Below are 26,282 nucleotides of genomic sequence, written 5' to 3' on the forward strand. Positions count from 1 at the left end.
AAGCAATCATTGTTACCTAACTTTGACCATGAAACACACCTTACCAAACTCTCCGTCAACAAAATATAGACACATAAAATGATTTAATTTGTAACTAATAAATAAATGAAATTATTACTTTCGTTTTCATTTCGTTATTTTCCCTTTCCCACTTCAAAAGCACCCAACCATCCCCCCAACTCCCCCCTAGCACCGCCCCCGCCCTTTCCCTACAATAAGGGATCTGTTGAGGCATAACGCAAGGAAAGACGGTGTCGAAAGCCAATCCCAATGCCACTATCGTGGATATCGCCCGCCGCGCCAGGGTGACCAATATCACCGTTTCCCGCGCCTTCAATAAGCCCGAGCTGGTCAAGCCGGAAACCCGCGAGCGCATTCACGCCATCGCCAAAGAGCTGAACTATGTGCCCAACGCCTTTGCGCAGGGGCTGAAAAGCAGCAGCAGCCAGATTATCGGTATCGTTACCAGCAGCATGTACAACCCGTTCTATTCCGGCCTGATCAAGACCGTGTCGCGCATTGCGCGCCAGCAGGGCTACCAGATCATGCTGTTCGACACCGACGGCAGCGAAGAGGCGGAAATGCGCGCCATTCAGGCGCTGTTCGGCTACAAGGCGCGCGGCATCCTGCTCTCGGCGGTACGCGACGACAAGCGCTACCGCCCCGCCTATCTCGAGCTGGCCGAGGTGTACGGCGTGCCACTGATCCTGATCGACCGCGATCTTTACGATCAGCAGCTGAGCGGCGTGTTCCTCGATAACCGCGAGATTGGCGTGCTGGCTGGGCGTTTTCTGGCGGAGCAGCCGGATAAGAAGCTTTTGATTATCGGCGGCCCGGCGGATTCGGAAATTACGCTAACGCGCACCGCCGGCATCGTCGCGGCGCTGCAGGGCAGCGGGCGTGAGATTCATATCATCAATGGCGACTACGATTTCACCTCGCAAGAGAGCGAGGTGCGCGCCTATCTGGCGCAGCCGGAGAACCGCCCGGATTACATCATCGGCCTGAACGGCATCATCACGCTGGGCGCCATCGCCATCTGCCACGAGATGGGGCTTTATGAACAGGTGAAGTTCTTCTCGATAGACGAACCGCCGCGCGCCGGCGCTTACGGCCTGCATATTCCGGGGGTGTATCACGATACGCAGAAACTGGGAGAGATCGCCGCGGAGCTGCTGTTCAGCGCCATTCACAGCCCGCGCGGCGAGCTGCCGGTGCGCAGAGAGTTCTTCACCGGCTCGCTGTTGAATCGCTGACGGGCGCTATTGCCCGTAGTAGGCGTGTTTGCCGTGCTTGCGCAGGAAATGTTTGTCCAATAGCTCCGGCTGCATCGGGGCGATGGCCGGCGCCAGCTGGCGCGTCGCCATCGCCATGATCGCCACCTCTTCCAGCACCACCGCGTTGTGCACCGCATCCGCCGCGTCCTTGCCCCAGGCGAACGGGCCGTGGGAGTAAACCAGCACCCCCGGCACCTGCTGCGGATCGCGCCCCGCCTGATTGAAGGTTTCGATAATCACCTTGCCGGTTTCCCCCTCGTAATCGCCGGCGATCTCCGCCTCGCTCATCGGCCGGGTGCAGGGAATGTCGCCGTAAAAGTAGTCGGCGTGGGTGGTGCCCAGCGCCGGAATCGGCTGCCCGGCCTGCGCCCAGATGGTGGCGTTGCGGCTGTGGGTGTGCACCACGCCGCCGATGTCGGCGAAGGCGCGGTACAGCGCCAGGTGGGTGGCGGTGTCGGATGAGGGCTTGCGGTGCCCTTCGCGCACCTTGCCCTCCAGATCCACCACCACCAGATCCTCCAGCGTCATCGCCTCGTAGGCGATGCCCGAAGGCTTGATTACCACCAGCCCGCTCTGGCGGTCGATCGCCGAGACGTTGCCCCAGGTAAAGGTCACCAGCCCGTATGCCGGCAGGCTGAGGTTAGCGGCCAGCACCTGCCGCTTGAGTTCGTTCAGCATGCGATGCCTCCCTCATTCATCTGTTGTTCGATCCAGGCCTTGGCCTGGGCGATGCGTTGCTTGTCCTGCCCGTCTTCGCGCGCCCACATCTCCAGCAGGTAGGGGCCGCGATAGCCGAGCGCATTGAGCACGGAAAAGGCGTGGGCAAAATCCACGCAGCCCTCGCCGAACGGCACGTCGCGGAACTGCCCGGCGCTGCCCGGCCCCACCGCGACGGTGTCTTTGAGGTGCACGGCGGTGATGCTGCCGATGCCCAGCGCCAGCTCGGCGGCGACGTCGTTGCCCCAGGCGCTGAGGTTGCCGAGATCGGGATACACCGTGAACCACGGGCTGTTGACGTGGCGGGCGATGTCGCGCCATTTGCTGATGCTGTTGATGAACGGCGTGTCCATCACCTCCACCGACAGCATCACTTGCGCCCTGGCGGCCTGCGCCGCCGCCCACTGCATGCCCTCGATAAAGCGCTCGCGGCTGTGGCGATCGGCGGGTTCGTAATAGACGTTGTAGCCCGCCAGCTGGATGTTGCGGATGCCGAGATCCGTCGCCAGTTCCAGCGCCTTGCTCATCAGCATTCGCGCCCGTTCGCGGGTGGCAGCCTCGGCGCTGCCGAACGGATCGCGCCGGTGTGCCGACAGGCACAGGCTCGGCACCGTCACCCCACTGTCGAGCCGCGCCTGGATAAACGCCAGCCGCTGGCGGCGATCCCAGTCCAGCCGCTGCTGGCGCGCCGGCTGCTCGTCGATCGACATCTCCACAAATTCAAAGCCCAGCTCGGCGGCGGTGGCCAGCCGCTGCGGCCAGCTCAGTTCGGCGGGCAGCGCCTTTTCATACAGCCCCAGACAGGCGGCGTTAGTCGTTTGCATCAGTCACCTCACTCAAAGCCTGAGCGACCGCCAGATAGCGCGCCTGCTGGGCGCGCAGGCGCCGATGGGCGGCGGTCGCGGGATAATAACAGCGCAGTTTGGGCGGCGCGGCGGCGATCGCTTCGGCGAACCCGGCGTACTCCCCGGCGCCGACGGCGGCGCACAGGGCGGCGGCGCGGCAGCCGCTCTGGCGCGTTTCCACCACCTCGAGCGGCAGGTTGCCGGCGTCGGCGTACATCTGCATCCACACCTCGGACTGCGTCGGCCCGCCGGTCATGCGCACCCGCTCGATGCGCGGGTTCAGCTGCACCATGCGCTCCTGATGGATCAGGTGCGAGAACACGATGCCCTGGTAGATCGCCTGCACCACGTCCGCCATCTCGTGGTGGGCGCTCAGACCGATCAGCCCGCCCGGCGTGTTGCCGCCGAGGTTGGAGCCGTACAGATAAGGCAGGAACAGCAGCCCGCTGGGCTGCTCGCGGCGCTCGTCCACCCAGGCGTTGAACTGGGCGTAGCGCTGCCGGTCGTCGGCGCAGAACTGGCGCAGGAACCAGGCCAGGTTGCCGGCCGAGGTCGGGCTGCCTTCGTGCACGAAATAGCGGCCGTCGATACAGTAGCGCCCCCAGGCGTAGGGGTAATCGGCGGGAATGATGCGCTCGGCCACGCAGGTGGCGATCGACCAGGTGCCCGCCACCGCGCTGAGCGTGCGATCGTCGGCCACGCCGGAGCTGAGCGCCGCGCCCACCACGTCGAACAGGCCGCCGTACACCGCGGTGCCCGCTCGCAGGCCGCACTGCGCCGCCGCAGCGGCCGTCACCCGCCCGGCCAGCTGCGCCGAGCCGATCGTTGGCGCGGTCTTCTCCTGCGCCTCTTCGATGCCGAAGGCGGCCATCAGCGCCGGATCGTAAGCGCCGCTGCGCTGATTGAACAGGTTGCTGCCGGAGATGTTGGTCACTTCGGCCGCCGCCTCGCCGGTGAGGCGAAAGCGCAGGTAGTCGTGCGCCATCAGGATGCGATCGACGGCGGCGTACTGCGCCGGTTGCCGCTGCTTCAGCCAGCGCAGCAGCAGCGCCGGGTGGCTGGGCCACAGCGGCTGCAGGCTGCGCGGGTAGCTCTGCGCGTCCACCCCGGCGCAGCGCAGCTCAGCCACCGTGGCCGCCGCGCGGTTGTCCGAAGACAGAATGCCGTTGCCGACCGGCTTGCCGTGGCGGTCGATGGCGTACAGCCCTTTGCCGTGCGCCGAAAAGCTGACGCCGCGCACCTGCCCGGCCGCCAGCCCCGCCGCGTGCAGCGTCTGGCGGATCGCCGCGCACACGTCATCCCACAGCGCGTCCATATTGCGTTCGCTAAAGCCCGGCTGGGCGGCAATCGCCGCGCCGTCGCGCTCGGCGATCGCCAGCTCTTCGCCGCTTGCCCGGTACAGCCCGGCCTTGATCACCGTGCCGCCGACGTCTATGCCAAGAAAGACTGACATCGCGCCTCCTATTTGCGCCGCACGGAGCTGAGGTAGATGGCGGCCAGGATGATGCCGCCCTTCACCACGTTCTGGATATACGGCGACACGTTCATCAGATTGAGGCCGTTGTTGAGCACCCCGAGCATCATCGCCCCCACCAGCGTGCCGACGATGGCGCCGCGCCCGCCGGAGATCGCCGCCCCGCCCAGCACTACGGCGGCGATGGCGTCCAGCTCGAAGCCTTCGCCGGCGTTGGGCTGCCCGCTCATCAGGCGCGAGGTCAGCACCAGTCCGGCCAGCGCGGCGGTCAGGCCGCTTATCACGTACACCAGCATCTTGTAGCGCGGCACGCGGATGCCGCTCAGGCGCGCCGCCTCTTCGTTGCCGCCCATCGCGTAGACGTAGCGGCCGAACGGCAGCTGGTTGAGCATCAGCCAGGCCAGCAGGTACACGCCGAGCATGATCAGGATCGGCACCTGAATGCCCAGCACCGTGCCGCGGCCGAAGAACGAGAAGACGTCGGGCAGGCCGGAGATCGGGTAGCCGCCGGTATAGAGCAGCGCCAAGCCGCGGGCGATGCCCATCGACGCCAGGGTGACGATGATCGGCGGCATGCGCAGGTAGGCGATGCAGGCGCCGTTGGCCAGGCCGAACAGCGCGCCGAGCGCCAGCGCGGCCACCATCGCCAGCGGGATCGGCACCGCCGCCAGCATCAGCCCGGCGGCGACCGAGCCGGCCAGCGCCATCACCGGCCCCACCGAGAGATCGATGCCGCCGGTCAGGATGGCGCAGGTCATGCCCACCGCGATGATGGCATTGATCGACACCTGGCGTGCCACGTTGGTCAGGTTGTTGACGCTGAGGAAGCTGTCGTTCAGCAGGCTCATCAGCACGAACAGGACAGCGAAGCCGATAAACGGCAGGACCGCCGGGTGATGCAGCAGTTTTTCCCAGCGCTTGCCGAGGCTGGGGCCGGCGGCGCGGCGCGCCACGGCGGGTTGTTCAATTCCGATCATAAGGCACTCCCGGTCGCGTGAAGCATGATGTGGTTGGATTCGATGTCGTCGCCGGTCAGCTCGGCGACGATGTGGCCGCCGCGAAACACCAGCACGCGGTCGCACACGCCGATGATCTCCGGCAGTTCGGAGGAAATCATGATGATGGAGATGCCCTGCTGGGTCAGTTGCTGCATCAGCTGGTAGATCTCGGCCTTGGCGCCCACGTCGATGCCGCGCGTCGGCTCGTCGAAGATCAGGATGTTGCAGTCGTTGTTGAGCCAGCGGGCGATCACCACTTTCTGCTGGTTGCCGCCGCTCAGGGTGCTGACGGCGGTCTCGGCGTCCGGGGTTTTCACCCCCACGGCGCGGATCAGCCGCTGCACCACGTCGCGATCCTTGCGGGCGCTGACGAAGATCTTGCCGCGCCGGTGGTGCCGGTTGAGGGTGATGTTCTGCGCCACCGAAAACGGCAGCACCAGGCCCTCGGTTTTGCGGCTCTCCGGCAGCAGGCCGATGCCCTGCGCCAGCGCCTGCGCCGGGGAGCGCAGCGCCGCCGGTTGGCCGCCGAGGCTGACGCGTTTGCGGTGGCAGCGGCTGGCGCCGATCAGCGCCGAGACGGTCTCGGTGCGCCCGGAGCCCACCAGCCCGGCGAAGCCGAGGATCTCACCCTTGTGCAGCCGAAAACGGTCGGTCGCGCCGTGCTTCTCGCGCTGGATCTCCGCCTCCAGCAGCACCGTCTCGGTATCAACCGGATGCTGTTTCACCGGGAAGGCGTTCTCGATTTTGCGCCCGACCATCAGCCGCACCAGCTCTTCCACGTTGGTGTCACTGGTGGCCAACGTTTCGATGTAGGCGCCGTCGCGCAGCACGGTGATGCGATCGCAGATGGTGAAGATCTCGTCCAAATGGTGCGAGATAAACACCATGCCAACGCCCAGCAGCCGCAGATCGTTCATCACGCTGAACAGGTGTTCGGCCTCGCCCGGCGTCAGCGTGGCGGTCGGTTCGTCCAGCACCAGCACCCGCGCCTCCAGCGACAGCGCCTTGGCGATCTCCACAAACTGCTGCTGCGCCACGCTCAGCTGCTCCACCGGGCAATCGAGATCGATAGCCACCGTCAGCCGCTTGAAGATCGTCTCGGCCTTGCGCCGCATCGCCCGCCGATCCAGCAGGCCCCAGCGGTTCCTGATCTCCCGGTTGAGGAAGATGTTGTCGATGGCGCTCATGTAGGGAATCAACGAGAATTCCTGAAAAATAATGCCGACCCCGGCCTCGATCGCCTGGCGATAGTTGTTAAAGCGGCGCTGCTCGCCGTCGATAAAAATGTCGCCCTCGTCCGGCTGATGGATGCCGCACATGATTTTCACCAGCGTCGATTTGCCGGCGCCGTTTTCGCCCAGCAGGGCGTGCACCTCGCCCCGTTGAATGGCCAGATCGATGCCGTCCAGCGCCTTCACGCCGGGAAAGCTCTTTTTTATTCGCTTCAGTTCCAGTAAAGGTGTCACCGCATTGCCCTCCGCGCCGAACGCCCCGCCGCAGCGGGGCGAACCTGGCCGCTGTTACCAGCTAAAGCCGGCCGCATTGCTGCGGTCGATCAGCTTCACTTTGACCGGCACGGTTTTCGGCACCGTGGCGCCCCAGTAGCGGGCCAGCGCAATGCCGAGCGCGATGCGCAGCTGGTCGCGCGGGAACTGCGCCGAGGTAGCGATGAACGGCGAATTCGGCTTAAGGATCTCTTTGATGGCTTCCGGCTGGCCGTCGACGCTCACCAGCTTGACCTTGGCGCCGTTGCTTTCGATCGCCGCCAGGGCACCGAGCGCGCCGACGTCGTTGACGCTGAAGATGCCCGCCAAATCCGGTGCCGACTGCAGCATGTTTTCGGTGACGGTCAGCGCGGTGTCGCGCTCCTGCTTGCCGTTTTGTTTGGTGACGATCTTGATGTCGGGGTATTTTTTCATCGCCGCTTCAAAGCCGCGCACGCGCTCCAGGATCGGCACCACCGGGATGCCGTCGAGGATCGCCACCTTGCCTTTGCCGCCCAGCGCTTTCGCCAGGTATTCGCCCGCCTGGAAGCCGGCGTCGTAGTTTTCCGAGCCGACGAACGAGTCCAGCGGCCCTTCGGCCTGCGCGTCGATCGCCACCACCACCGCGCCGGCCTTATGGGCGGAGATCACCGCCGACTGCACCCCCACCGAGTCGGTCGGGTTGATCAGCAGGATATCCACCTTCTTCTGCAGCATGTCTTCCACGTCGCCGATCTGCTTGGCGACGTCATGGCGGGCATCGGCCACATACACCTTGGCGCCGATATCCGCCGCCGCCTGATCCAGCGCCTGCTTCATGGTGACGAAGTAGTCGTTGTTCATTTCCTGGAACGACATACCGATAGTGATTTGCTTGGCCAGCGCCCCATGGCTGGCCGCCAACATTCCACCGGCGACGATAAAAGGCAGGGTCTTTTTGAATAATGAAAACATAGCCAATTCTCCTGTAGGGAAGCTTCTTGTTGTGGTTATCAGAGCAACAGCATGTCTTTACGTTTGGCCGACCGGCCGGCCCCTCCATTGCGGAGCGGGCCGGCGATCGTGACTGCAACAGCGGTACGGCGGGAGGGTCAGGGAACCAGGATCACCTTGATGGAGTCGGTCGAGTCCGCCAGGGCGAAGGCTTCGTCCCAGTCGTTCAATGAATAGCTGTGGGTGACCACGCCGCTTGAGGTCACCAGCCCGCGCTCGAACAGATCGATGGCGATCTCATAGCTGTAGGGCGCCAGGTGCGCGCCGCGAATGTCCAGTTCCTTGCGATCGCCGATGATCGACCAGTCGACGGTGGTTTCCTTGCCGAACACGCTGAACTCCACGAAGCGGCCCAGCTTGCGGATCATCTGCAGCCCCTGAGTAACGCCGATCGGCGCGCCGGTGGCCTCGATGTAGACGTCGCAGCCGTAGCCGCCGGTCAGCGATTTGACGATCTGGTCGGCGTCTTCCTTCAGCGGGTTGATCACCACGTCGGCGCCAAACTCCTTCGCCAGCGCCAGCCGCTCGTCGATGGCGTCGATCACGATCAGTTTCTTCGGCGTTTTCAGGCGTGCCACCTGCACCATGCACAGCCCCAGCGGCCCGGCGCCGGCCAGCACCACCACGTCGTCCAGCTGAATGTCGCCGCGCGCCACGGTGTGAATGGCGCAGGCCATCGGCTCGATCAATACCGCGTCTTCATGGCTCAGGCTTTCCGGGATCTTGTGCACGATGGCGTTCTCGGAAAAGCGCATGTATTCCGCCATGCCGCCCTCCGCCACGTCTTTCTGAAAGCCGTAAATGTTATGCGTCTCACACATCCAGTAACTGCCGGATTTGCAGTAACGGCACTCCCAGCACGGCACGATCTGCTCGGCAATCACCCGCTCGCCGATCCGGTATTTGCCTTCCGCGCCCTCGCCCAGCGCGGCGATGCGGCCGTAGAACTCGTGCCCCGGCACCACCGGCGGTTTGACCCACGGGGTCTCCCCCCAAAACATCTGCGCGCCGTTCTTGCACTTGCAGTCGCCGGCGCAGATGCCGCAGCCTTCCACCTTGATCACCAGCTCGCGCGCCTTCGGCAGCGGCGTGGGCACCTGTTCGAAACGGTAGTCCTGCGGGCCGTGGCAAACGACCGCGCGCATTTTTTCCGGCAACTGGCTCATCTATCCCTCCAATATTCTCGTTAAACGCTTGAAAATTATAAATGTTGACGTTGTCATTTTTATCAAACAAAAAACAAACTGAGTTATAAAATTATAAATTTCAACAAATTAACCATTACACATCCCGATAACTAAAAATGACAACGTGAACATAGAGCGACATATAACCAAAGCTGCAAAAATAATTATTTGAGCAAAATCACAGTTCGTTAACATTGCGGCTAAAAATGCTACAAATGCGGATCGCGATCCCATTTACGGAATCGGCGATCCGGGCAGATCCGCTAAATCAGCAGGCGCACGCGATCGTAGATCTGGCGATCCTCCGGCCGCGACGATCGCACCTGCTGGCGCAGGGTGCGCACCAGCGTGTCGATAAACGCATGGGCGGCGGCGCTCAGAATGCTGTTGCGCCGGGTGACGATATTCAGCTGCGCCGGTTGGCAGCTCTCGCGCAGCGCCAGCGGCTGCACGCGGGAGGCAAACTGCGGCAGCGCGGCGATCGGCCGCGGGCACCAGGTACACATCTCGGCGGACTCCACCAGCGCCTGCAGCATGCCGAACGAGTGCGCCTGGATAATGCGCTGGCGCGGCAGGCGCACGCCGTGGCGGTGGAACACCTCGTCGAGCAGCGCATCGAAACTTTCCTGGGTATAGCTCATCACCCAATCCTGCTCCAGCAGCTGATGCAGCGAGGTGCTGTGCGCCAGCGGGTGGCCGCGCCGCACCATGTACGCCGTTTCATACTCCAGCAGCGGCTCGCAGTGAAACTCCTGCGGCGCCGACGACGCCGGCAGCGGCGTGATGGCGAAATCCATCGTGCCCTCACGCAGCTGCGACTGAGCGTTGGCCATCAGGCTTTCCGACAGTTCCAGCCGCACCGCCGGCACCTTGCTGCGAAACGCCATCACCGCCGGCGGCAGCACCGTCAGCATCAGCCAGGGGGTAATCGCCGCCTTGACCAGATCCGCCGCACTCCCGCGCAGCGCCGCCATTTCGCCCTGCGCCTGCTCCAACTGGTTCAGCACCAGCCGGGCGTGCGCCAGCAGGGTTTTGCCGTAGGGGGTAAAACCCAGCCCGGTCGGCGTGCGGATCAGCAGCGGCAGCGCTTGTTCTTGCTCCAGTTCGCGCAGTGCGCGGGTCACCGCCGCCTGCGACAGCCCCAGATGCCGCGCCGCCGCGCGAATGCTGCCGCTGTCGGCGCTGGCCACCAGCGCCTGCAGTTGGTGCAGTTTCATGTCCACCTCCTGACAATCATAGGTTGTCAGCATAACCGAACGGCGGCTACCCGGCAAAAACGGAGTTTGCTAGTCTCGATGCCTGTCCCTCTGCCTCGTTCCGTGCCCGTTGGCCGGAATCCTTTTGCCGGAGACCGTGATGAACCCTTCACTGGTACTGCCTGAGATCGCCGCCGTTCATGATGAGATGGTCGCGCTTCGCCGCCACATTCACGCCCACCCGGAGCTGGGCTTCCAGGAGTTTGCGACGTCGGATCTGGTGGCGCAGCGGCTGGAGGAATGGGGTTACCGCGTCACGCGCGGCGTAGGACAAACCGGCGTTGTCGCCACACTGCAGCGCGGGCCGGGAAAATCGCTCGGCATCCGCGCCGACATGGACGCCCTGCCGATTGCCGAAACGACCGGCTTGCCGCACGCCAGTACCCATTCCGGGGTGATGCACGCCTGCGGCCACGACGGGCACACCGCCATGCTGCTGGCGGCGGCGCGCTATCTGGCGCGGCAGCCGAACTTTTGCGGCACGCTGCACCTGATCTTTCAGCCGGCGGAAGAAGGCGGCGGCGGCGCCAGAGTGATGATTGAAGACGGCCTGTTTGAGCGCTTCCCCTGCGACGCGGTGTTCGCCATGCACAACGTGCCCGGCTTACCCACCGGCCACCTGGGCTTCGCCTGCGGCCCCTTCATGTGCTCGGCCGATACGGTGCACATCACCCTGCACGGCCACGGCGGCCACGGCGCGGTGCCGCAGAGCACCGTCGATCCGGTGGTGGCCTGCGCAGCCATCGTTATGAGCCTGCAAACCATCGTGGCGCGCAATATCGATCCGCAGGAAACGGCGATCGTCACCGTGGGGGCGATGCAGGCCGGCCAGGCCGCCAACGTGATCCCGGCGACCGCCACCCTTACGCTCAGCGTGCGCGCGCTGACGGCGGCGGTGCGTGCGCGGCTGGAACAGCGCATCACCGAACTGGTCACGGCGCAGGCCGCCAGCTTCGGCGCCCGCGCGGAGATCGACTATCAGCACGGCTACCCGGTGCTGGTGAACCACCCGGCAGAAACCGAACTGGCGCGCGCGGTGGCGCTGGAATGGGCCGGAGAGAGCCGAGTGCTCCCCACGCTGCGGCCGTTCACCGCCAGCGAAGATTTCGCCTTTATGCTGGAGAAGTGCCCGGGCAGCTACATCTCGATCGGCAACGGCCCCGCCACGCCGGGCAATTCCCTGCACAACCCCGGTTATGACTTCAACGACGACAGTCTGTCGTTGGGCGCCACTTACTGGGTCAAATTGGTCGAGCGCTTTTTGGCTCGCCCCGCGGTTTAATCGCCAACACAGAGGAAATGACATGAAAATCATCAAAGGGCTGTTGTTGTTGCTGCCGCTGGCCGCGAGCTTTCCCGCGCTGAGCGGTGAATTCAGCGGCAAAGTGATCAAGCTGGGCATCGATCCCACCTTTCCGCCGCTGGAGTATAAAAATCCGCAGGGCAAGCTGACCGGCTTCGGCGTCGATATCGCCCAGGCGCTGTGTGACCAGATGCAGGCCAAATGCGTGTGGGTGGAAAGCAGCTGGGACGGCATGATCCCCGGCCTGCAGGCGAAGAAGTTCGACGCCATCGCCTCGTCGATGACCATCACGCCGCAGCGCCGGCAGCAGATCGCTTTCTCCAGCAAAGTCTCCAACGCCCCGGCGCGGCTGGTGGCGCATAAAGGCAGCAATCTGCAGCCTACCGCCGCCTCGCTGAAGGGCAAATCGGTCGGCGTGCAGCAAGGTTCCAGCCAGGAGGCCTACGCCAACGCGCTGTGGCGGCCGGCCGGCGTCAACGTGGTCGCCTACCAAAGCCAGCAGGAGGTGAACGAAGATCTGGCCAACGGCCGCCTGGATGCGTCGCTGCTGGCCAGCGTCAGCGCCAGCGAATTCTTCAAAACGCCTGGCGGCAAAGACTTTGCCTTTATCGGCGCCGAATTGAGCGACAGCAAGTACTTCGGCGTCGGCGACGGCATCGGGGTGCGCAAAGAGGATACCGCGCTGCTTAACGCCTTCAACGCCGCGCTGCAGGCGATCCGCGCCAACGGCACTTACAAGAAAATCAACGACAAGTATTTCGACTTCGACATGTACGGCGCGGAGCAGTAACACGCGTTCCCCGGCGGTCACCTGCAGGTCCTGCAGGATGGGGAGGCGCCTTCGGCCGCCGGGGAACGCCCCAACGGAAACGGCAGTGTCGGCAAGAACGGAAAATCAGGCGGGACAAGGATGCGGGCCAGGCAGGACGCCCGGCCCGCTAAAGCGGGTTACTTCACTTCGCCCATCGCTTTCAGCTTTTTGGACAGCTCGCGGCGTTCTTTGGACAGATCGGCATTTTTGATGATGTAGTCATCAACGCGATCTTCGTAGTCGCTGCGCATGTTGGCGATGATGCCCTGAATGTCTTCAATGCTCATGCCGGGCTTGATGTACTCACTCAGGTTGTCGAGCAGCAGCACGCGCTTCTGGTTATCACGAATTTTCTTTTCGTTGTCGACGATCTCGCGTTGCAGTTTGTTTTTGCGGCGGAACATACGCACAAACTCCAGCACGTCCTGGAAACTCGGCTTATTTGCATTATCCATCTTTATACCCTTGCTTTAGTAATACACAGATTCATTTGCTTACGGCCACATGGCACCAAGATACAGGTTTGTGGCGGTCCGGCACAACAGTGATTGGCTTATCTTACCCACTTTGCCCCGGCGGCCAAAACCCAAAGCGCCGCCTTCATGATCTGACCCCTTATTCGCGCCCGGCGGCGGTGCAGACCTGGAGCAGATCCCCCAACTCTTCCAACTGCTGCGCCAGCTCCATGCTGAGCCAGACATAGCCGTAAATCGGCGCTTCGCCGTGCTGGCCAAGGCTGACCTCTTGCATCAGCGTTTTCAGCTCGCCGGCGATCTCCGCCAACTGCCCCGCCGCCGCCTGCCGCTGCGCCTGCGGCCCTTCGCGCATCAGCACCGCCAACGACTCCAGCGAGCTCAGCGTCAGCAGCTGGGTGCTGCGCAGCGTGCGGGCGTTCAACATAATGAAGTGCGTTTCGCGCGAGGCCCAGTAGGCGTCGGCCATCAGTTCCAGCGTGCACACCAGATTGCGGCTGAGGGTTTGCACCGCCTCGAACACCGCTTTGGGGATGCGGGTTTCCTTGCTGGCGGGCACGATCAGGCTGCGCAGCTTCACCACCTGATTCAACAGATCCTTGAGCTGCGGCTCCAGCCGCGGCCGCTCAATGACGTTCGGCGAAAAATACGCGCCGTAGATACGGGCGGCGGTTTGCAGACAGTCCGCCATTTGCATGCGCCACAGAATATAGGCGCGCTGCGGGTAGATGCTGGTGAACAGCAGCGCCAGCAGCGAGCCGAAGATCACGTCGCCGCTGCGCCACAACGCGGTGTGCATGTCACCGGCGCCCGCGCCGCACACCACCGCCAGCGTGATCCCCACCAGCAGCGCCATATACGGCCGTTTGCCGAGCGTCAGGTAACCGCAGACGAACATCACCACGCCGCACCATGCCAGCATCAGCGGCAGCGAATAGAGTTCCAGATACAGGGCGATCAGGCCGGAAGCCGCGCCGAACACCGTGCCGGCAATGCGTTGCAGCGCCCGCTGCAGCACGTTGCCCCAAAACGAGATCGGCCCCATCACCACCACCAGGGTGATCAGCGGCCAGGTGCCTTCGGGCACCGCCAGCAGGCGGATCAGCAGAAAGGTCAGGATAAACGCCAGCCCGATGCGCACGCCGTGAACGATGCGATAGTGGCGATAGGTCAGCAGTTCAAGTGAAGAGATTTTTCGATCGAGGCGCACAGTGCCTCCGATAAACACCAGCCAGGCCGCTATTTTAGCGGAGGAAGCCCGGCAAGGAAAAGGCGAATGAGGCGTCCCTCATTCGCACTCAGGCTCAGGCGGCGTATTTGTCGACCAGCGCGCGCAGAACGGCGGCGGTTTCAACATCCATCACGCCGTCATACTTCTGCGGACGGAAGTGCAGCTGGAACGCGCGCACCAGCTGGCGATAGCCTTCTGCGGTGTTCGCCGCCGAGGTGTCGTAGCCGTATTGGGCGAACAGTTTCAGCAGCTCAGCCTGCGCCGGCAGACCCTGGCTGCAGTATTCCTGCTGGCGCTGCTGCTTGGTCGCTTCGTCATACCAGGCGCCGACGCCGGCCTGATACAGCTGCTGCCACGGGAACTGCGGGCCCGGATCGCTCTTGCGGCCCGGCGCGATGTCGGAGTGCGCCACCACGTTCACCGGCGAGATGTCCGGATAACGCTGCAGGATGTTCTGCGCCAGCTGGGTGACCGCCTCGATCTGCTGCGGATTGAACGGCGGGAAGGTGATGTTTCCACCGTCGCCGCTCGCCAGGTTGACGATCTCGATGCCGATCGAGGTGTCGTTGATATTGCTGCGGGTGCCCCACTGGCTGGTGCCGGCATGCCAGGCGCGCTCGTTCTCGTCCACCAGGTTGAAAATGCGCACGCCGCTGAAGCCGGCGGCCTGATAGGTGGCATCGGTCGGATCCGGCACCAGATAGTGCGCGCTGACCGATTTTCCGGTCAACGACGTCACCGAGTCGGCGAAGTTTTGCGCCGTGTAGTGCAGCACCAGAAAGCGCACGCGGTGGCCGAAGCTGGCGACCGATCGGTAGCTATTGTAATCAATCTTGTACATCGTAAAGTCCCTCTCTTGTTTGATTTCACTGAGCGGCCTCTCATCATGACAGGCCGCTCCGCACAGGTGAACCCTTGGCTCACCCTTTTTGTTTTAGCTAATTGCTAAATAATGCGCAAGCGTTTTTTAGCAAAACCGTTATTTACCTTTTTGCTAAAGAGTGCGATCATTGCACGATGGAAACTAAAGAAATCAGGCGCAACAATCTGCGCGAATTAATGGCCCGCTACGCCCGGCAAGGCGTCAACCAGAATGAGTTCGCCACGCTGGTTGAGTCTTCCGCGCCGACGCTGAGCCAAATCATCGGGGAAAAATCCTCCCGCAATCTTGGCGACAATCTGGCCAGGCGGATCGAGGCCAGGCTGAATTTGCCCAAGGGCTGGTTCGACGTGTTTCATGAAAAGCAGCTGGTGCGCCCGTTTGACAACGTGGCGGCGGAGTCGGACTTCCAGCCCGCCCGCTTGAAACCGGTGGTATGGGAAGATACCGAACAAGACAAGGAAGAGTTTGTGGAGATCCCGCTGCTGGATATCGATTTTTCCGCCGGCGACGGCTGCTACGAAATCGTCGATCGCGAGGAGTTTTCGCTGATCTTCCGCCGTTACTATCTGCACAAGATGGGGGTGGCGGTCAACGCCGCGCGCATTATCCGCATCTCCGGCTCCAGCATGGAACCGCGTCTGCAGGACGGCGACGTGGTCGGCATCAATACCGACGACACGCGCATCCGCGAGGGCAAGACCTACGCCATCCGCCACGGCAATTTGCTGCGGGTGAAGGTGCTGATCGAACAGCCGGACGGCGGCGTCGTCATCCGCTCCCTCAACCGGGAAGAGTACCAGGACGAGCATCTCAGCTATCAGCAGCGCAAGGAGCAACTGGTGGTGCTCGGCCGCGTCTTCTGGTCGTCTTCGTCCTGGTAACGGACGGTAACCTCGGGCGCCCGTTGCGCCCGGCGGTTATTTGAAGTCCACCACCATCTGCTGCTGGATAGACAGCCCGCGCGTCGACTGCACGCAGCCGGCGATGTAGTCGGTGAAACGCGGCGGTTTCGGCATGCCCAGCTTGAGGATCTTCTCGTTGCTGAAACGCACGTTGAGCATGGCGAACGATCCGTACAGGCGCATCGCCTTCAGCATCAGCCGCTCGTTGCACGGGCCGAAAATGTCTTTCAGCTGGCGGCGCATTTTCACCAGCGCGTCATAGGTCACCTGCGCATACTCATCGCCCACCGGCGCTTTTTCCAGGGCCGCCGCCATGGCGTTGTCAATTTCGGCAAAGCTGACGCTGCTCTCCTCACCGGCAGAGATGTGATAAACGTCGTTCTCCAGCGTTTCGCTGTTCATCAGCATCACCAGCGCATCCGCGCAGTAGTCCGCCGGGATCACGTCGATATTGTCCTGCAGCGAGCACATGAACTTGCGCAGCATCAGCGCCATGCCAAACACCCAGAAAATGCTGCTGGAAGGCTGGCAGCCCAGGCGGGTGTGCCCCACCACGATCGACGGACGAGCGATGGTCAACGGCATTTGCGGGCAGCGCTGGCGCATCAGCTGTTCGATGGTGGATTTGGAACGGGTATATTCCACCAGGTGTTCGGCGTCTTCCTCAAACTCGCCGCTCTCCGCCACCAGCGAACCCGGCTCCGGCGAACAGGACATGGCGGTGCCGACGTGCAGGAAACGTTTTAATCCCGGCACCTGCGCCATTCTTTCGGCAAAGGCCAGAGTGCCTTCTACGTTTACCTTCCAAATGAGCGGGTTATTACCAAATGAAGCAACGGCCGCGCAGTTAATAACGTGCGTAACATTGTTAATACGAGCGTCAGTTAAAAAGTCGGCCGGCTCGGAAAGGTCGCCCAATAATATATTTTCAATCGTAATTTTAGACAGCAGATTCGCATCGATATTAAACTTTTCCATATTCGTGCGAATACGGGCCAGCCCTTGCTGCGCATCGTCTGCACGCACCAGCAAAAGATAATTAACAGACTGATTTTCAATCAATAATTTTTCGAGAACCGCACCACCAAGAAAGCCGGTAGCGCCGGTCAACAGTAGCGTTTTCATCATTGTCACCCACATTGGCATTGAATGTGGTTGATTGTATCCGCGGATATTTAAACAAATATTAAATAGAATTACGGCGCCCTTAAACACTTTTCTTAATATTATCTTAAGGAATCTTTTGAAACATCCATCATGGGTTTAGTAACAAAAGAACCGCGTAGACTCCATGATTAATCTCCGCCGTTTAAATACCATTGATGTAGTGCCTGATTAAATTTAACGGTCAATGTTATTTCTCTTCTCGTCCGTGGAGGACTTATGACCTATAACCAAAAAATCTGGTTGGGGGTTTTGCTGCTGTGCACCCTGTTTTGGGCGGCAGTGATAAGCGGCGCCTGTTCGCTGTATAATCGGGCAGATCGCCTCAATGCGCACCAGGCGCAGAGCGAGTTCGCCGCCCGCCACAGTCTGCCCCCCTGCCCGCAGCAAAGCGTTCAGGCCTCCGCCGCCCCCCGGAATGGGTAGGGACAAGACCAGCTAACGATCCTATTATACCCTAAGATTAACAGGGAGATAACGATGGCTCGAAAGCTGGATAGCTTACCGCAGGCGCAACGCGAGAAAATAGAAACCGATTTGCTGGCCATCAGCGTGATCTACAACGAGCGCTACGGCATCGCCTCGACCCAGACGGAAACGGAACAACAGATCCCCGACCACCTGCTCCCCTACTTTCATCAGCGGCTGGATTACTATCGCCGTGCGTAATTGCGCGCATTTCGCTAACCGCCGCTTGGCATCGCTCCCCACGCCGTTACAATAGAGGCATATTGTATCCGCCACTGAAGAGACGCGATTTTGAGCAGCAAGGCAACGGCCACATTTTATATTCACGATTACGAGACCTTCGGCAAGAGCCCGTCGCTGGACCGCCCGGCGCAGTTCGCCGGCGTGCGCACCGATATGGATTTCAACATTATCGAAGAGCCGCTGGTCATCTACTGCGCCCCGGCCGACGATTACCTGCCGGAACCCGAGGCGGTGATGATCACCGGCATCACGCCGCAGGTGGCGCGCGCCAAAGGCGTTAACGAGGCCGAGTTCACCCGCCAAATCCATCAGGCCTTCAGCGTGGCCGGCACCTGCATTCTCGGTTACAACAACATCCGCTTCGATGACGAAGTGAGCCGCAATATCTTCTATCGCAACTTCTACGATCCCTACGCCTACAGCTGGCAAAACGGCAACTCGCGTTGGGATCTGCTGGATGTGATGCGCGCCTGCTACGCCCTGCGCCCGGACGGCATCGTCTGGCCGGAAAACGAAGACGGTTTCCCCAGCTTCCGCCTCGAACACCTCACGCACGCCAACGGCGTCGAACACACGCAGGCTCACGACGCGATGTCAGACGTATACGCCACCATCGCCATGGCCAAGCTGGTTAAGCAGGCGCAGCCGCGGCTGTTCGATTTCCTGCTGCAGCACCGCAACAAGCACAAACTGAACGCCCTGATCGACGTCGCCGAAATGACGCCGCTGGTGCACGTCTCCGGCATGTTCGGCGCGGCGCGCGGCAACACCAGCTGGGTGTCGCCGCTGGCCTGGCACCCGGACAACAAAAACGCGGTGATCATGTGCGATCTCGCCGGCGACATGACGCCGCTGCTGACGCTGAGCGCTGAGCAGCTGCGTGAACGGCTCTACACCCGCCGCGACGATCTGGCGCCGGATCAGACGCCGGTGCCGATCAAGCTGGTGCACATCAACAAATGCCCGGTGCTGGCGCCGGCCAAAACCCTGCTGCCGGAGAACGCCGAGCGGCTGGGCATCGATCGCCAGGCCTGCCTGCAAAATCTGCAGCTGCTGAAACAGCACCCGGAAGTGCGCGAGAAAGTGGTGGCACTGTTCGCCGAAGCCGAGCCGTTCAAAGGTTCCGAGGACGTCGACGCCCGCTTGTACGACGGTTTCTTCAGCGACGCCGACAAGGCGGCGATGAGGATTATCCAGCAGACCAAGCCGCAGAACCTGCCGGCGCTGGATCTGGCCTTCAGCGACGGCCGCATGAAAGAGCTGCTGTTCCGCTTCCGCGCGCGCAACTATCCGAATACGCTGGACGACGCCGAGCAGCGCCGCTGGCTGCAACACCGCCAGGAAACGTTGAGCGCGGAGCGCGTGCAGAGTTACCTGCTGCAGCTCGAATCGCTGTATAACCTGCACGAAGGCGACAAAGAAAAAACCGCCCTGCTGAAAGCGCTGTTCGATTACGGCAAAGAGTTGGTGGGATAAAACCCGCAGCAAGCAGAAAAGGAAAAGGCCGCGAAAGCGGCCTTTTTTGTGGCTGAGGAGACGGCTCGCGCTTAGGCGGCGTCTTCGCTCGCTTGCGGCACCGGCAGACGGAAGCTGCGGGTAACGAAGGCCAGGTAGATCAGACCGATGGCCGCCCAAACCAGGCCCAGCGTCATCGAGCTGGCTTCCAGGTTGATCCACAGCGCGCCGACGGTCAGTGCGCCCATCACCGGCAGGATCAGGTAGTTGAACGTGTCCTTCACGGTGCGGTTCATCTTGTCGCGAATATAGAACTGCGAGATCACCGACAGGTTGACGAAGGTGAAGGCCACCAGCGCACCGAAGTTGATCAGCGCGGTCGCGGTCACCAGGTCAAACGACACCGCGGACAGCGCGATGGCGCCAACCAGCAGCACGTTCAGCGCCGGGGTACGCCACTTCGGATGCACATAGCCGAAGAAGCGAGTCGGGAACACGCCGTCGCGGCCCATCACGTACATCAGACGCGAAACGCCCGCGTGCGCCGCCATGCCTGACGCCAATACCGTCACGCAGGAGAACACCAGGATCACCGACTGGAAGAACTTGCCCGCCACGTACAGCATGATTTCAGGCTGCGACGCGTCAGGATCCTTGAAGCGCGAGATGTCCGGGAAGTACAGCTGCACGAAGTAAGACACCACGATAAAGATGATGCCGCCGATCAGCGCCGTCAGGAAGATGGCTTTCGGGATCACTTTCTCTGCGTCTTTGGTTTCTTCGGACAGCGAGCTGATGCCGTCGAAGCCCAGGAACGAGAAGCACAGGATGGTCGCGCCGGTAATCATCGGCACCACGTGAGCGTTATCGGACCAGAACGGGCGGCTGCTGACCAGCGTACCGGCGCCTTCGCCGTGGTAAACGCCGTTGATCACCAGACCCAGGAACACGATCATGATCGCCACCTGTACCACCACGATGATGGAGTTCAGGTTGGCCACCAGCTTGATGCCGCGCAGGTTGAAAATCGTCATCAACCCGACCAGCACCGCCACGAAGATCCAGGACGGGACGCCCGGGAAGATCGCTTCCAGGTAAATCTTGGCCAGCAAAATATTGATCATCGGCATGAACAGGTAGTCCAGCAGCGATGACCAGCCCACCATAAAGCCGACGTGCGGGCTGATGGCTTTCTGGGCGTAAGTGTAGGCGGAACCGGCGGAAGGGAACTTCTTCACCAGCTTGCCGTAGCTCAGGGCGGTAAACAGGATCGCCAGCAGAGCGAAGGCGTACGCGGTCGCGACGTGACCATCGGTCAGGCCGGATACGATGCCGAAGGTATCGAAGATGGTCATTGGCTGCAGATAAGCCAGACCCATCATCACTACCGGAACTAATGTCAGGGTTTTACGCAGCTGAGTGCGCTGAGCCGGAGCGGCGTTAAGGGTGTTATCGGACATTGTTCAGCCCCCCCTTACCTTGAGCCTTGCGGATGGCGGACACGCCAAGACTTAAGGTTGCGGGGAAACTTCGCAACGAGCGACTTAATTCTAAAAGAAGGGGATTGTAAGCTGGATAACGGGTCGAGGTAACCTCGGCTGCTCCATAGTCGCTGCGGCCACAGCGGAAACCGGCGGGCACCGGCGCTAAAGTGAAAAATTGCCCCATCTTTCTAATCCTCATGAGTCACGACCATAAAGTTTTGTTTGATCGTGCACGAAACTATTTATCTATCCGGATCGGTGTCCGGCCTCGCTTGGTGTATGAAACGCTACGTTGGTAAAACTTAATGCAAAAAAAATAACCGACGCTTTCAAAACGTCGGCTATCTGCATTTGAGATATTTTGCACCAGAATGCCTCCGGATGACAAGATCCGGAAGCCCTCAAATACAAATTCTTTTTGTCGATCGAACGGAAAACCAGCCCGGCAGGCGAATTAATCCGCTACCGGCAGGCCGGTCGCCCGCACATACTTCTTACTTTATACGCCCATTCAGGCATTTTTCAACATCCAGTCGATCTCGGTTTCCGTCACCCGCCGTTCAAACTGCAGCAATTCGTCCGTCTTGCAGGCGTGATAAACCTGGGTGAAACGCTCGCCCAGATAGTGGGTCAACGCATGCTGATGTTCAAACTCGTACAGCGCATCGCTCTGGCGGATCGGCAGCGGCAGCCCCTCCTGCTCCAGCCCGTTGCCGGTCACCGGCTCAGGCAACGGCAGCGCGTTGTCCAACCCGTACAACATGCCGGCCAGGATCGCCGCCATCACCAGATAGGGGTTGGCGTCGGCGCCGGCCACGCGGTACTCCACCCGATGATTCTCCGGTTCGCCGCAGGGAATGCGCAGCGCCACGGTGCGATTGTTGTGGCCCCAGGCGGCCTGGATCGGCACATACATCCCCGGTTGGAAACGCCGATAGGCATTGACGTTCGGCGCCAGCAGCGCCATCGACGCCGGCATCAGGGTGATCATCCCGGCCAGCGCCTGTTTCAGCAACGGTGAATCCTCGCCTTCGCCGTCGGCAAACAGGTTGTTGCCCGCCCCGTCCTGCATGCTGACATGCACATGCATGCCGCTGCCGGCGTAATCCTCATAGGGTTTGGCCATAAAGGTGGCGTGCATACCGTGGTTCTCGGCCACCAGCCGCACCAACCGTTTCAGCGCCAGCGCGTGGTCGCAGGCCAGCAAGATGTCGTCGGAATGGCGCAGGTTGACCTCGAACTGCCCCGGCGACGCCTCCGCCACCGCGCCGTCCGCCGGCAGCCCCTGCAGCTTCGCCAACGCGTCGATATCGTTCAGCACCTCGGCGAAATGGTTCAGGTTATCGACGGAGTACACCTGGCTTTGGGTATTGCGCTCCTGAGTGCCGGGCGCACACGGCGGCTGCAAATCGCCTTCTGCGTCGCGCTGCCTGTCGATGAGATAGAACTCCAGCTCTACCGCTGCCACCGGGAACAAGCCGCGCTGTCGCAGCGCCTGCCACACGCGGTTCAGCACATTACGGGGTTCAACGTCAAAGGGAGTGCCATCTTCATCCAGCATGGTCAGCAACACCTGGCCGATATGCTCCGGATCGGCGGCCGACGGCGTCAGCGAACCGGGCACCGGCAGGCAAATGCGATCCGGCTCGCCGAGCTCCTGCCCAAGACCGGTCTCCTCCACCACGTTACCGAGGATGTCCATGGCGAACACCGACGCGGGGAAGTAGCTGCCTTTTTCCAGTTTTTTCAACCCTGAGACGGGTATACGTTTGCCGCGGAAGGAACCATTGAGATCGGTAAGAAGGATATCGACATACTGCGTGGCGGGATGGCGTTCCAAATAATGAGCAACCTCATTTTGGAACGCGCTACTTCGCCTCTCTTCATGATGCTGTGCAAAATGTTCAACTGCTGCGCTATTGGTTTGCATACGTCACCCGCCATTATGCTCTTAAGGCGCGTTAGCGCCCGTCCGCCGTTCGATTCAACACATGATTGGATTTCTCGCCAGGTCGCGCCGCTGCCGGGCGCTCAAAATAACATCCACAATATGAAACATAGTCTTAACAGAATGGGTTTGCAAATGTTACAATCCTGTTTGATTATTCACCACCGGCTGCTAAATTGATAAAATATTGACCGAAAAGGCCTTGCTGCCATTTTTACGTCAACTATTTCGTCCAACGCACCGAGAGTGAACATGGGCAATATATTTTCCAAACCTGCCCTAACTATCGATATCATGCAGCATCGTTATCGCCCAGACAGGCGCCCGATAACGATATTCATGTCTGCCTGTCGCCCCTACCAGAAGGAAGTACCGCTATGAGCGAAGCCAGCTTGGCACCGGGCAAACGCCTGTCACAGATCCGTCAGCAATTGGGTTTGTCGCAGCGCCGGGTCGCCGAACTGTCCGGGTTAACCCACAGTGCGATCAGCACCATCGAACAGGACAAGGTCAGCCCGGCCATCAGCACGCTGCAAAAGCTGCTGAAGGTGTATGGCCTGTCGCTGTCGGAATTCTTTGCCGAACCGGAGGCCGTCGACGAGCCGCGCGTGGTGATCGACGCCGAGGATCTGATTGAGATCGGCAGCCAGGGGGTGTCGATGAAGCTGGTGCACAACGGCAGCCCGACGCGCAACCTGGCGATGATGCTGGAAACCTACCAGCCCGGCACCACCACCGGCGAAAAGATCAAGCATCAGGGCGAAGAGATCGGCACCCTGCTGGAGGGCGAGATCGTGCTGACCATCAACGGCCAGAGCTATTGCCTGAGCGCCGGTCAGAGTTACGCCATCAACACCGGCATTCCGCACAGCTTCAGCAATACGTCGGCTCGCGTTTGCCGCATCGTCAGCGCACACACCCCTACCACCTTCTGACCGCTTCTCGCACCGGCGCAGCCTGACGCGGGTTGCGCCCCTGCCCACCCACGCTTTTTTCATCGCCGTTATGCCATTTTGTGGGTTGCCAACGGCGCAATCTGTGTTACAACAGAGTAAAACAGCCATCTAAACATCTAAACGGCCTTAACACCCTATGTCAACCGCAACGCCTTCACGCCTCGAGATGCGCAATATCTCGATCGCCTTCGCCGGCTTCAACGCGCTACAGGACGTGGACTTCACGCTGCAGGGCGGATCAATCCATGCGCTGGTCGGCGCCAACGGCGCGGGCAAGTCGACGCTGATGGCGATCCTCTCCGGCGCCCACGATCATTATCGCGGCGAGATCCTGATCGACGGCCAGCCGGTGGCGATCCACTCCCCGTTGCAGGCGCGCCGTCACGGTATTCACGTGGTGCAGCAAGAGGTCGACGTCGCGCTGATCCCCACGCTGTCGGTAGCGGAAAACATCATGCTGGACTGGCTGAACGAGCCGGGCCACTGGCTGAACTGGGCGGAGCTGCACCGCCGCGCCGTGCAGCTGCTGCAGCAATGGGCGCTGCCGCTCAACCCGCGCAGACGCCTGGCGGACTGCACGCTGGCGGAAAAACAGCAGGTGCTGCTGGCGCGCGCGCTGTCGCACCGCTGCCGTTTTCTGGTGCTCGACGAGCCGACCGCGCCGCTCGATCGCGCCGAGAGCGAGCGCCTGTTTAACGTGGTGCGCCGCCTGCAATCCGAAGGCATCGGCATCGTGTTTATTTCCCACCGCATCCACGAACTGAGCGACATTTGCGATCGGCTGACGGTGCTGCGCGACGGCCGGCGCGTCAGCGAAGACGCCATGCGCGGGCTGAGCGGCGAACAGATCGTCGAGAAGATGCTCGGCCATCGGCTGGACGACATTTTCCCGTCGCCGCGCCCGCCACACCCTGAGCGAACGCTGCTGCAGGTGCAGGGCTTGCACGATCGCCATAAGCTGCGCGACGTTTCGCTGCGGTTGCATGAAGGCGAGATCCTCGGCATCGCCGGGCTGGCCGGGGCGGGCAAAACCGAACTGTGCAAGGCATTGTTCGGCGCCAGCGCCGTGCAGCTCGAGCGCGGCGAACTGCGCGGGCAGCCCTGGGTGCCACGCGCGCCGCATTTGTCGGTCGAACAAGGATTGGCGCTGGTGCCGGAAGAACGCCGCAAAGAAGGTATTTTCATCGACGAGGCGATCCCGATGAACCTGAGCGTCAGCGCCGACGACAGCTTCTCGCGCTGGAGCCTGTTCAGCCGGCGGCAAGAGCTGCGCTGGGCGCGCGAGATCATGCAGCGTCTGAATATTCGCGCCTCCGGCCCGCAACAGCGGCTGGCGCGCCTGTCAGGCGGCAATCAACAAAAAGTGGCGATCGGCAAATGGCTGCGTGGCGACGCCGAGGTGCTGATCTTCGATGAGCCGACCAAGGGCGTGGACATCAAGGCCAAACAGGAGCTGTTCAGCCTGATCGACGGCCTGGCCCGCGCCGGCAAAGGCGTGATTTACGCCTCCGGCGAGTTCGCCGAGCTGATTGGCCTGTGCGATCGCATCTGCGTGCTGTGGGACGGCCGCATCGTGGCGGAATTGAACGCCGCCGACATCGACGAAGAAACCTTATTGCTCTATTCCACCGGAGGAACCCCTGCGTGAGTAAAGAATTTGCCTTGCGGCCTGCGCTGCCCTGGCGCCAACAGCTGTTTGATTTCCTCTACAAGTGGGGCATGCTGCTGACCGTAGCGGCGCTGATCGCCCTGTTTGGCCTGGCGTCGGACAACTTTCTCGATGCCAACAACATCATCAATATCCTGCGTTCGATCGCCATCGTGACGGTGATCGCCATCGGCGTCTCCATCTCGCTGTCGGTCGGCGGTTTCGATCTGTCGGTCGGCTCGACCGCCTCGCTGGCCAACGCGCTGGTGATTTCGCTGTTCGTCTGGCACGGTTTCGGCACCGCCGGCGCCATCGTGGTGACGCTGTTGCTGTGCACGCTGGTCGGCCTGTTCAACGCCCTGCTGATCGTGGTGCTCAAAATCCCCGATATGCTGGCGACGCTGGCCAGCCTGTTCGTGATCCAGGGCGTGGCGATGACCTACAGCTACGGCGGCTCCATCACCCAAAACATGGTGCTGCCGAATGGCGACATGGCCGAAGGCCTGATCCCGGAGGTGTTTTCCGCCCTCGGCCAGGTGCCGGTGATCGTGCTGATCATGCTGGCGGTCACCGTGGCGGTGCAGCTGTTCCTGTCGTTGACCAAGCACGGCCGCCGCATGTACGCCATCGGCGGCAACCCCGAGGCTGCGCGTCTGTCGGGCATCCGCACCGTGCGTTACAGGGTTGCCGCTTACGTCATTTCCTCCTGGCTGGCGGCGCTTGGCGGCATCTTACTGGCGTCACGTATTGGCTCTTCGCAGGTCAATGCCGGCGGCGGTTATCTGATGGACGCGGTGGCGGCGGCCTATATCGGCTTCTCGCTGGCCGGCGCCGGTAAACCCAATGCGCTCGGCACCCTGATCGGCGCGGTGATCCTCGGCGTGCTGCAAAACGGCCTGGTGATGCTGTCGGTGCCCTACTACGCCATGGACATTATCAAAGGCCTGGTGCTGGCGCTGGCGCTGGCCATCACCTACATCCAGAAACGCTGATCCTTCCCGGCGCACGCCCGCTGCGCCGCTTTTCCCTTTAATTCATCCGGTTACCCTTTTCCGTCAGCAGAACAAGCATACAAATGATAT

The 26,282-nt window shown here is 61.6% G+C and carries 24 protein-coding genes; 10 read left to right on the forward strand and 14 right to left on the reverse strand.

The window, feature by feature from the left end; all coding sequences use genetic code 11:
- The first annotated feature begins 251 nt into the window (after positions 1–251).
- On the forward strand, positions 252–1,256 hold the full coding sequence (locus GT753_RS12350) for a LacI family DNA-binding transcriptional regulator (protein ID WP_160125622.1): 1,005 nt from the start codon (positions 252–254) through the stop codon (positions 1,254–1,256).
- Between the two features lie 6 nt (positions 1,257–1,262).
- Here GT753_RS12350 and araD read toward each other — a convergent pair whose 3' ends face one another.
- From araD to GT753_RS12390, 8 genes are all read right to left on the reverse strand, one after another.
- On the reverse strand, positions 1,263–1,955 hold the full coding sequence (gene araD, locus GT753_RS12355; protein ID WP_033632583.1) for an L-ribulose-5-phosphate 4-epimerase: 693 nt from the start codon (positions 1,953–1,955) through the stop codon (positions 1,263–1,265).
- Positions 1,949–2,818: an L-ribulose-5-phosphate 3-epimerase gene (locus GT753_RS12360; protein WP_160125623.1), complete on the reverse strand. Its 870-nt coding sequence runs from the start codon at positions 2,816–2,818 to the stop codon at positions 1,949–1,951. The genes araD and GT753_RS12360 overlap by 7 nt, the downstream gene beginning before the upstream one ends.
- Positions 2,805–4,292 (reverse strand): FGGY-family carbohydrate kinase, encoded by a 1,488-nt coding sequence (locus GT753_RS12365; protein WP_160125624.1) that lies wholly within the window; start codon positions 4,290–4,292, stop codon positions 2,805–2,807. The genes GT753_RS12360 and GT753_RS12365 overlap by 14 nt, the downstream gene beginning before the upstream one ends.
- 8 nt (positions 4,293–4,300) lie before the next feature.
- On the reverse strand, positions 4,301–5,290 hold the full coding sequence (locus tag GT753_RS12370; RefSeq protein WP_015378500.1) for an ABC transporter permease: 990 nt from the start codon (positions 5,288–5,290) through the stop codon (positions 4,301–4,303).
- On the reverse strand, positions 5,287–6,777 hold the full coding sequence (locus GT753_RS12375; RefSeq protein ID WP_160125625.1) for a sugar ABC transporter ATP-binding protein: 1,491 nt from the start codon (positions 6,775–6,777) through the stop codon (positions 5,287–5,289). Before GT753_RS12375 ends, GT753_RS12370 begins: the two co-directional genes overlap by 4 nt.
- A 54-nt stretch (positions 6,778–6,831) precedes the next feature.
- A complete protein-coding gene (locus GT753_RS12380) occupies positions 6,832–7,749 on the reverse strand; it encodes an ABC transporter substrate-binding protein (protein WP_015378502.1) in 918 nt (305 codons plus the stop codon).
- 137 nt (positions 7,750–7,886) lie between these two features.
- Positions 7,887–8,954 carry a zinc-binding dehydrogenase gene (locus GT753_RS12385; protein ID WP_033632578.1) on the reverse strand — a complete coding sequence of 356 codons (1,068 nt, stop codon included), beginning with the start codon at positions 8,952–8,954 and terminating at the stop codon, positions 7,887–7,889.
- 284 nt (positions 8,955–9,238) lie between these two features.
- On the reverse strand, positions 9,239–10,192 hold the full coding sequence (locus tag GT753_RS12390) for a LysR family transcriptional regulator (protein WP_075686129.1): 954 nt from the start codon (positions 10,190–10,192) through the stop codon (positions 9,239–9,241).
- Between the two features lie 139 nt (positions 10,193–10,331).
- Between GT753_RS12390 and GT753_RS12395 the strand changes: the two genes are divergently transcribed.
- Positions 10,332–11,513, forward strand: coding sequence for a M20 aminoacylase family protein (locus GT753_RS12395; protein ID WP_015378504.1), 1,182 nt, complete (start codon positions 10,332–10,334; stop codon positions 11,511–11,513).
- A 22-nt stretch (positions 11,514–11,535) separates the two neighbouring features.
- Complete coding sequence (locus tag GT753_RS12400) at positions 11,536–12,324, forward strand: ABC transporter substrate-binding protein (protein WP_015378505.1); 789 nt, start codon at positions 11,536–11,538, stop codon at positions 12,322–12,324.
- A 158-nt stretch (positions 12,325–12,482) separates the two neighbouring features.
- On the opposite strand, the gene tmaR is transcribed toward GT753_RS12400, so the two are convergent.
- The 3 genes from tmaR to GT753_RS12415 form a co-directional block, all read right to left on the reverse strand.
- Positions 12,483–12,800: a PTS system regulator TmaR gene (gene tmaR, locus GT753_RS12405; protein ID WP_004935612.1), complete on the reverse strand. Its 318-nt coding sequence runs from the start codon at positions 12,798–12,800 to the stop codon at positions 12,483–12,485.
- Positions 12,801–12,960: 160 nt separating this feature from the next.
- Entirely contained in the window at positions 12,961–14,028 is a 1,068-nt protein-coding gene (locus GT753_RS12410) for an FUSC family protein (RefSeq protein ID WP_021505906.1), read from the reverse strand.
- A 94-nt stretch (positions 14,029–14,122) separates the two neighbouring features.
- Positions 14,123–14,890, reverse strand: coding sequence for an N-acetylmuramoyl-L-alanine amidase (locus tag GT753_RS12415; protein ID WP_021505907.1), 768 nt, complete (start codon positions 14,888–14,890; stop codon positions 14,123–14,125).
- A 176-nt stretch (positions 14,891–15,066) separates the two neighbouring features.
- Here GT753_RS12415 and GT753_RS12420 point away from each other — a divergent pair, with 176 nt between their 5' ends.
- Positions 15,067–15,813: a helix-turn-helix transcriptional regulator gene (locus tag GT753_RS12420; protein ID WP_004935623.1), complete on the forward strand. Its 747-nt coding sequence runs from the start codon at positions 15,067–15,069 to the stop codon at positions 15,811–15,813.
- 36 nt (positions 15,814–15,849) lie between these two features.
- On the opposite strand, the gene GT753_RS12425 is transcribed toward GT753_RS12420, so the two are convergent.
- Positions 15,850–16,959 carry an SDR family oxidoreductase gene (locus GT753_RS12425; protein ID WP_049189265.1) on the reverse strand — a complete coding sequence of 370 codons (1,110 nt, stop codon included), beginning with the start codon at positions 16,957–16,959 and terminating at the stop codon, positions 15,850–15,852.
- Positions 16,960–17,217: 258 nt separating this feature from the next.
- On the opposite strand from GT753_RS12425, the gene GT753_RS12430 reads away from it, so the two are divergent.
- From GT753_RS12430 to sbcB, 3 genes are all read left to right on the forward strand, one after another.
- A complete protein-coding gene (locus tag GT753_RS12430; RefSeq protein ID WP_044030834.1) occupies positions 17,218–17,424 on the forward strand; it encodes a hypothetical protein in 207 nt (68 codons plus the stop codon).
- A gap of 54 nt (positions 17,425–17,478) precedes the next feature.
- Complete coding sequence (locus tag GT753_RS12435; protein WP_004935635.1) at positions 17,479–17,667, forward strand: DNA polymerase III subunit theta; 189 nt, start codon at positions 17,479–17,481, stop codon at positions 17,665–17,667.
- Between the two features lie 90 nt (positions 17,668–17,757).
- Positions 17,758–19,185: an exodeoxyribonuclease I gene (gene sbcB, locus GT753_RS12440; protein ID WP_015378509.1), complete on the forward strand. Its 1,428-nt coding sequence runs from the start codon at positions 17,758–17,760 to the stop codon at positions 19,183–19,185.
- A 71-nt stretch (positions 19,186–19,256) separates the two neighbouring features.
- Here sbcB and GT753_RS12445 read toward each other — a convergent pair whose 3' ends face one another.
- Entirely contained in the window at positions 19,257–20,624 is a 1,368-nt protein-coding gene (locus tag GT753_RS12445; protein WP_004935642.1) for an APC family permease, read from the reverse strand.
- 535 nt (positions 20,625–21,159) lie between these two features.
- Complete coding sequence (locus GT753_RS12450; RefSeq protein WP_031300715.1) at positions 21,160–22,578, reverse strand: glutamine synthetase family protein; 1,419 nt, start codon at positions 22,576–22,578, stop codon at positions 21,160–21,162.
- 395 nt (positions 22,579–22,973) lie between these two features.
- On the opposite strand from GT753_RS12450, the gene puuR reads away from it, so the two are divergent.
- The 3 genes from puuR (at position 22,974) to GT753_RS12465 (ending at position 26,192) form a co-directional block, all read left to right on the forward strand.
- Complete coding sequence (gene puuR / locus GT753_RS12455) at positions 22,974–23,531, forward strand: HTH-type transcriptional regulator PuuR (protein ID WP_004935648.1); 558 nt, start codon at positions 22,974–22,976, stop codon at positions 23,529–23,531.
- A gap of 157 nt (positions 23,532–23,688) precedes the next feature.
- Positions 23,689–25,200 (forward strand): sugar ABC transporter ATP-binding protein, encoded by a 1,512-nt coding sequence (locus GT753_RS12460; protein WP_160125626.1) that lies wholly within the window; start codon positions 23,689–23,691, stop codon positions 25,198–25,200.
- Positions 25,197–26,192, forward strand: coding sequence for an ABC transporter permease (locus tag GT753_RS12465; RefSeq protein ID WP_075685454.1), 996 nt, complete (start codon positions 25,197–25,199; stop codon positions 26,190–26,192). Before GT753_RS12460 ends, GT753_RS12465 begins: the two co-directional genes overlap by 4 nt.
- Positions 26,193–26,282 lie beyond the last annotated feature (90 nt).

Origin of the sequence: Serratia sp. Z4 (assembly GCF_009900725.1) — a bacterium.
Classification (GTDB): Bacteria; Pseudomonadota; Gammaproteobacteria; order Enterobacterales; family Enterobacteriaceae; genus Serratia; species Serratia nematodiphila.

Bases quoted from the DNA above. Each gene is read 5' to 3' on its own strand.
- GT753_RS12360 (WP_160125623.1), bottom strand. From the start codon at position 2,818: ATGCAAACGACTAACGCCGCCTGTCTGGGGCTGTATGAAAAGGCGCTG.
- GT753_RS12380 (WP_015378502.1), bottom strand. From the start codon at position 7,749: ATGTTTTCATTATTCAAAAAGACCCTGCCTTTTATCGTCGCCGGTGGA.
- GT753_RS12460 (WP_160125626.1), top strand. From the start codon at position 23,689: ATGTCAACCGCAACGCCTTCACGCCTCGAGATGCGCAATATCTCGATC.
- GT753_RS12450 (WP_031300715.1), bottom strand. From the start codon at position 22,578: ATGCAAACCAATAGCGCAGCAGTTGAACATTTTGCACAGCATCATGAA.
- GT753_RS12370 (WP_015378500.1), bottom strand. From the start codon at position 5,290: ATGATCGGAATTGAACAACCCGCCGTGGCGCGCCGCGCCGCCGGCCCC.
- GT753_RS12445 (WP_004935642.1), bottom strand. From the start codon at position 20,624: ATGTCCGATAACACCCTTAACGCCGCTCCGGCTCAGCGCACTCAGCTG.
- GT753_RS12390 (WP_075686129.1), bottom strand. From the start codon at position 10,192: ATGAAACTGCACCAACTGCAGGCGCTGGTGGCCAGCGCCGACAGCGGC.
- GT753_RS12365 (WP_160125624.1), bottom strand. From the start codon at position 4,292: ATGTCAGTCTTTCTTGGCATAGACGTCGGCGGCACGGTGATCAAGGCC.
- GT753_RS12385 (WP_033632578.1), bottom strand. From the start codon at position 8,954: ATGAGCCAGTTGCCGGAAAAAATGCGCGCGGTCGTTTGCCACGGCCCG.
- GT753_RS12425 (WP_049189265.1), bottom strand. From the start codon at position 16,959: ATGAAAACGCTACTGTTGACCGGCGCTACCGGCTTTCTTGGTGGTGCG.
- GT753_RS12415 (WP_021505907.1), bottom strand. From the start codon at position 14,890: ATGTACAAGATTGATTACAATAGCTACCGATCGGTCGCCAGCTTCGGC.
- puuR (WP_004935648.1), top strand. From the start codon at position 22,974: ATGAGCGAAGCCAGCTTGGCACCGGGCAAACGCCTGTCACAGATCCGT.
- GT753_RS12395 (WP_015378504.1), top strand. From the start codon at position 10,332: ATGAACCCTTCACTGGTACTGCCTGAGATCGCCGCCGTTCATGATGAG.
- GT753_RS12435 (WP_004935635.1), top strand. From the start codon at position 17,479: ATGGCTCGAAAGCTGGATAGCTTACCGCAGGCGCAACGCGAGAAAATA.
- GT753_RS12430 (WP_044030834.1), top strand. From the start codon at position 17,218: ATGACCTATAACCAAAAAATCTGGTTGGGGGTTTTGCTGCTGTGCACC.
- araD (WP_033632583.1), bottom strand. From the start codon at position 1,955: ATGCTGAACGAACTCAAGCGGCAGGTGCTGGCCGCTAACCTCAGCCTG.
- GT753_RS12420 (WP_004935623.1), top strand. From the start codon at position 15,067: ATGGAAACTAAAGAAATCAGGCGCAACAATCTGCGCGAATTAATGGCC.
- GT753_RS12400 (WP_015378505.1), top strand. From the start codon at position 11,536: ATGAAAATCATCAAAGGGCTGTTGTTGTTGCTGCCGCTGGCCGCGAGC.
- tmaR (WP_004935612.1), bottom strand. From the start codon at position 12,800: ATGGATAATGCAAATAAGCCGAGTTTCCAGGACGTGCTGGAGTTTGTG.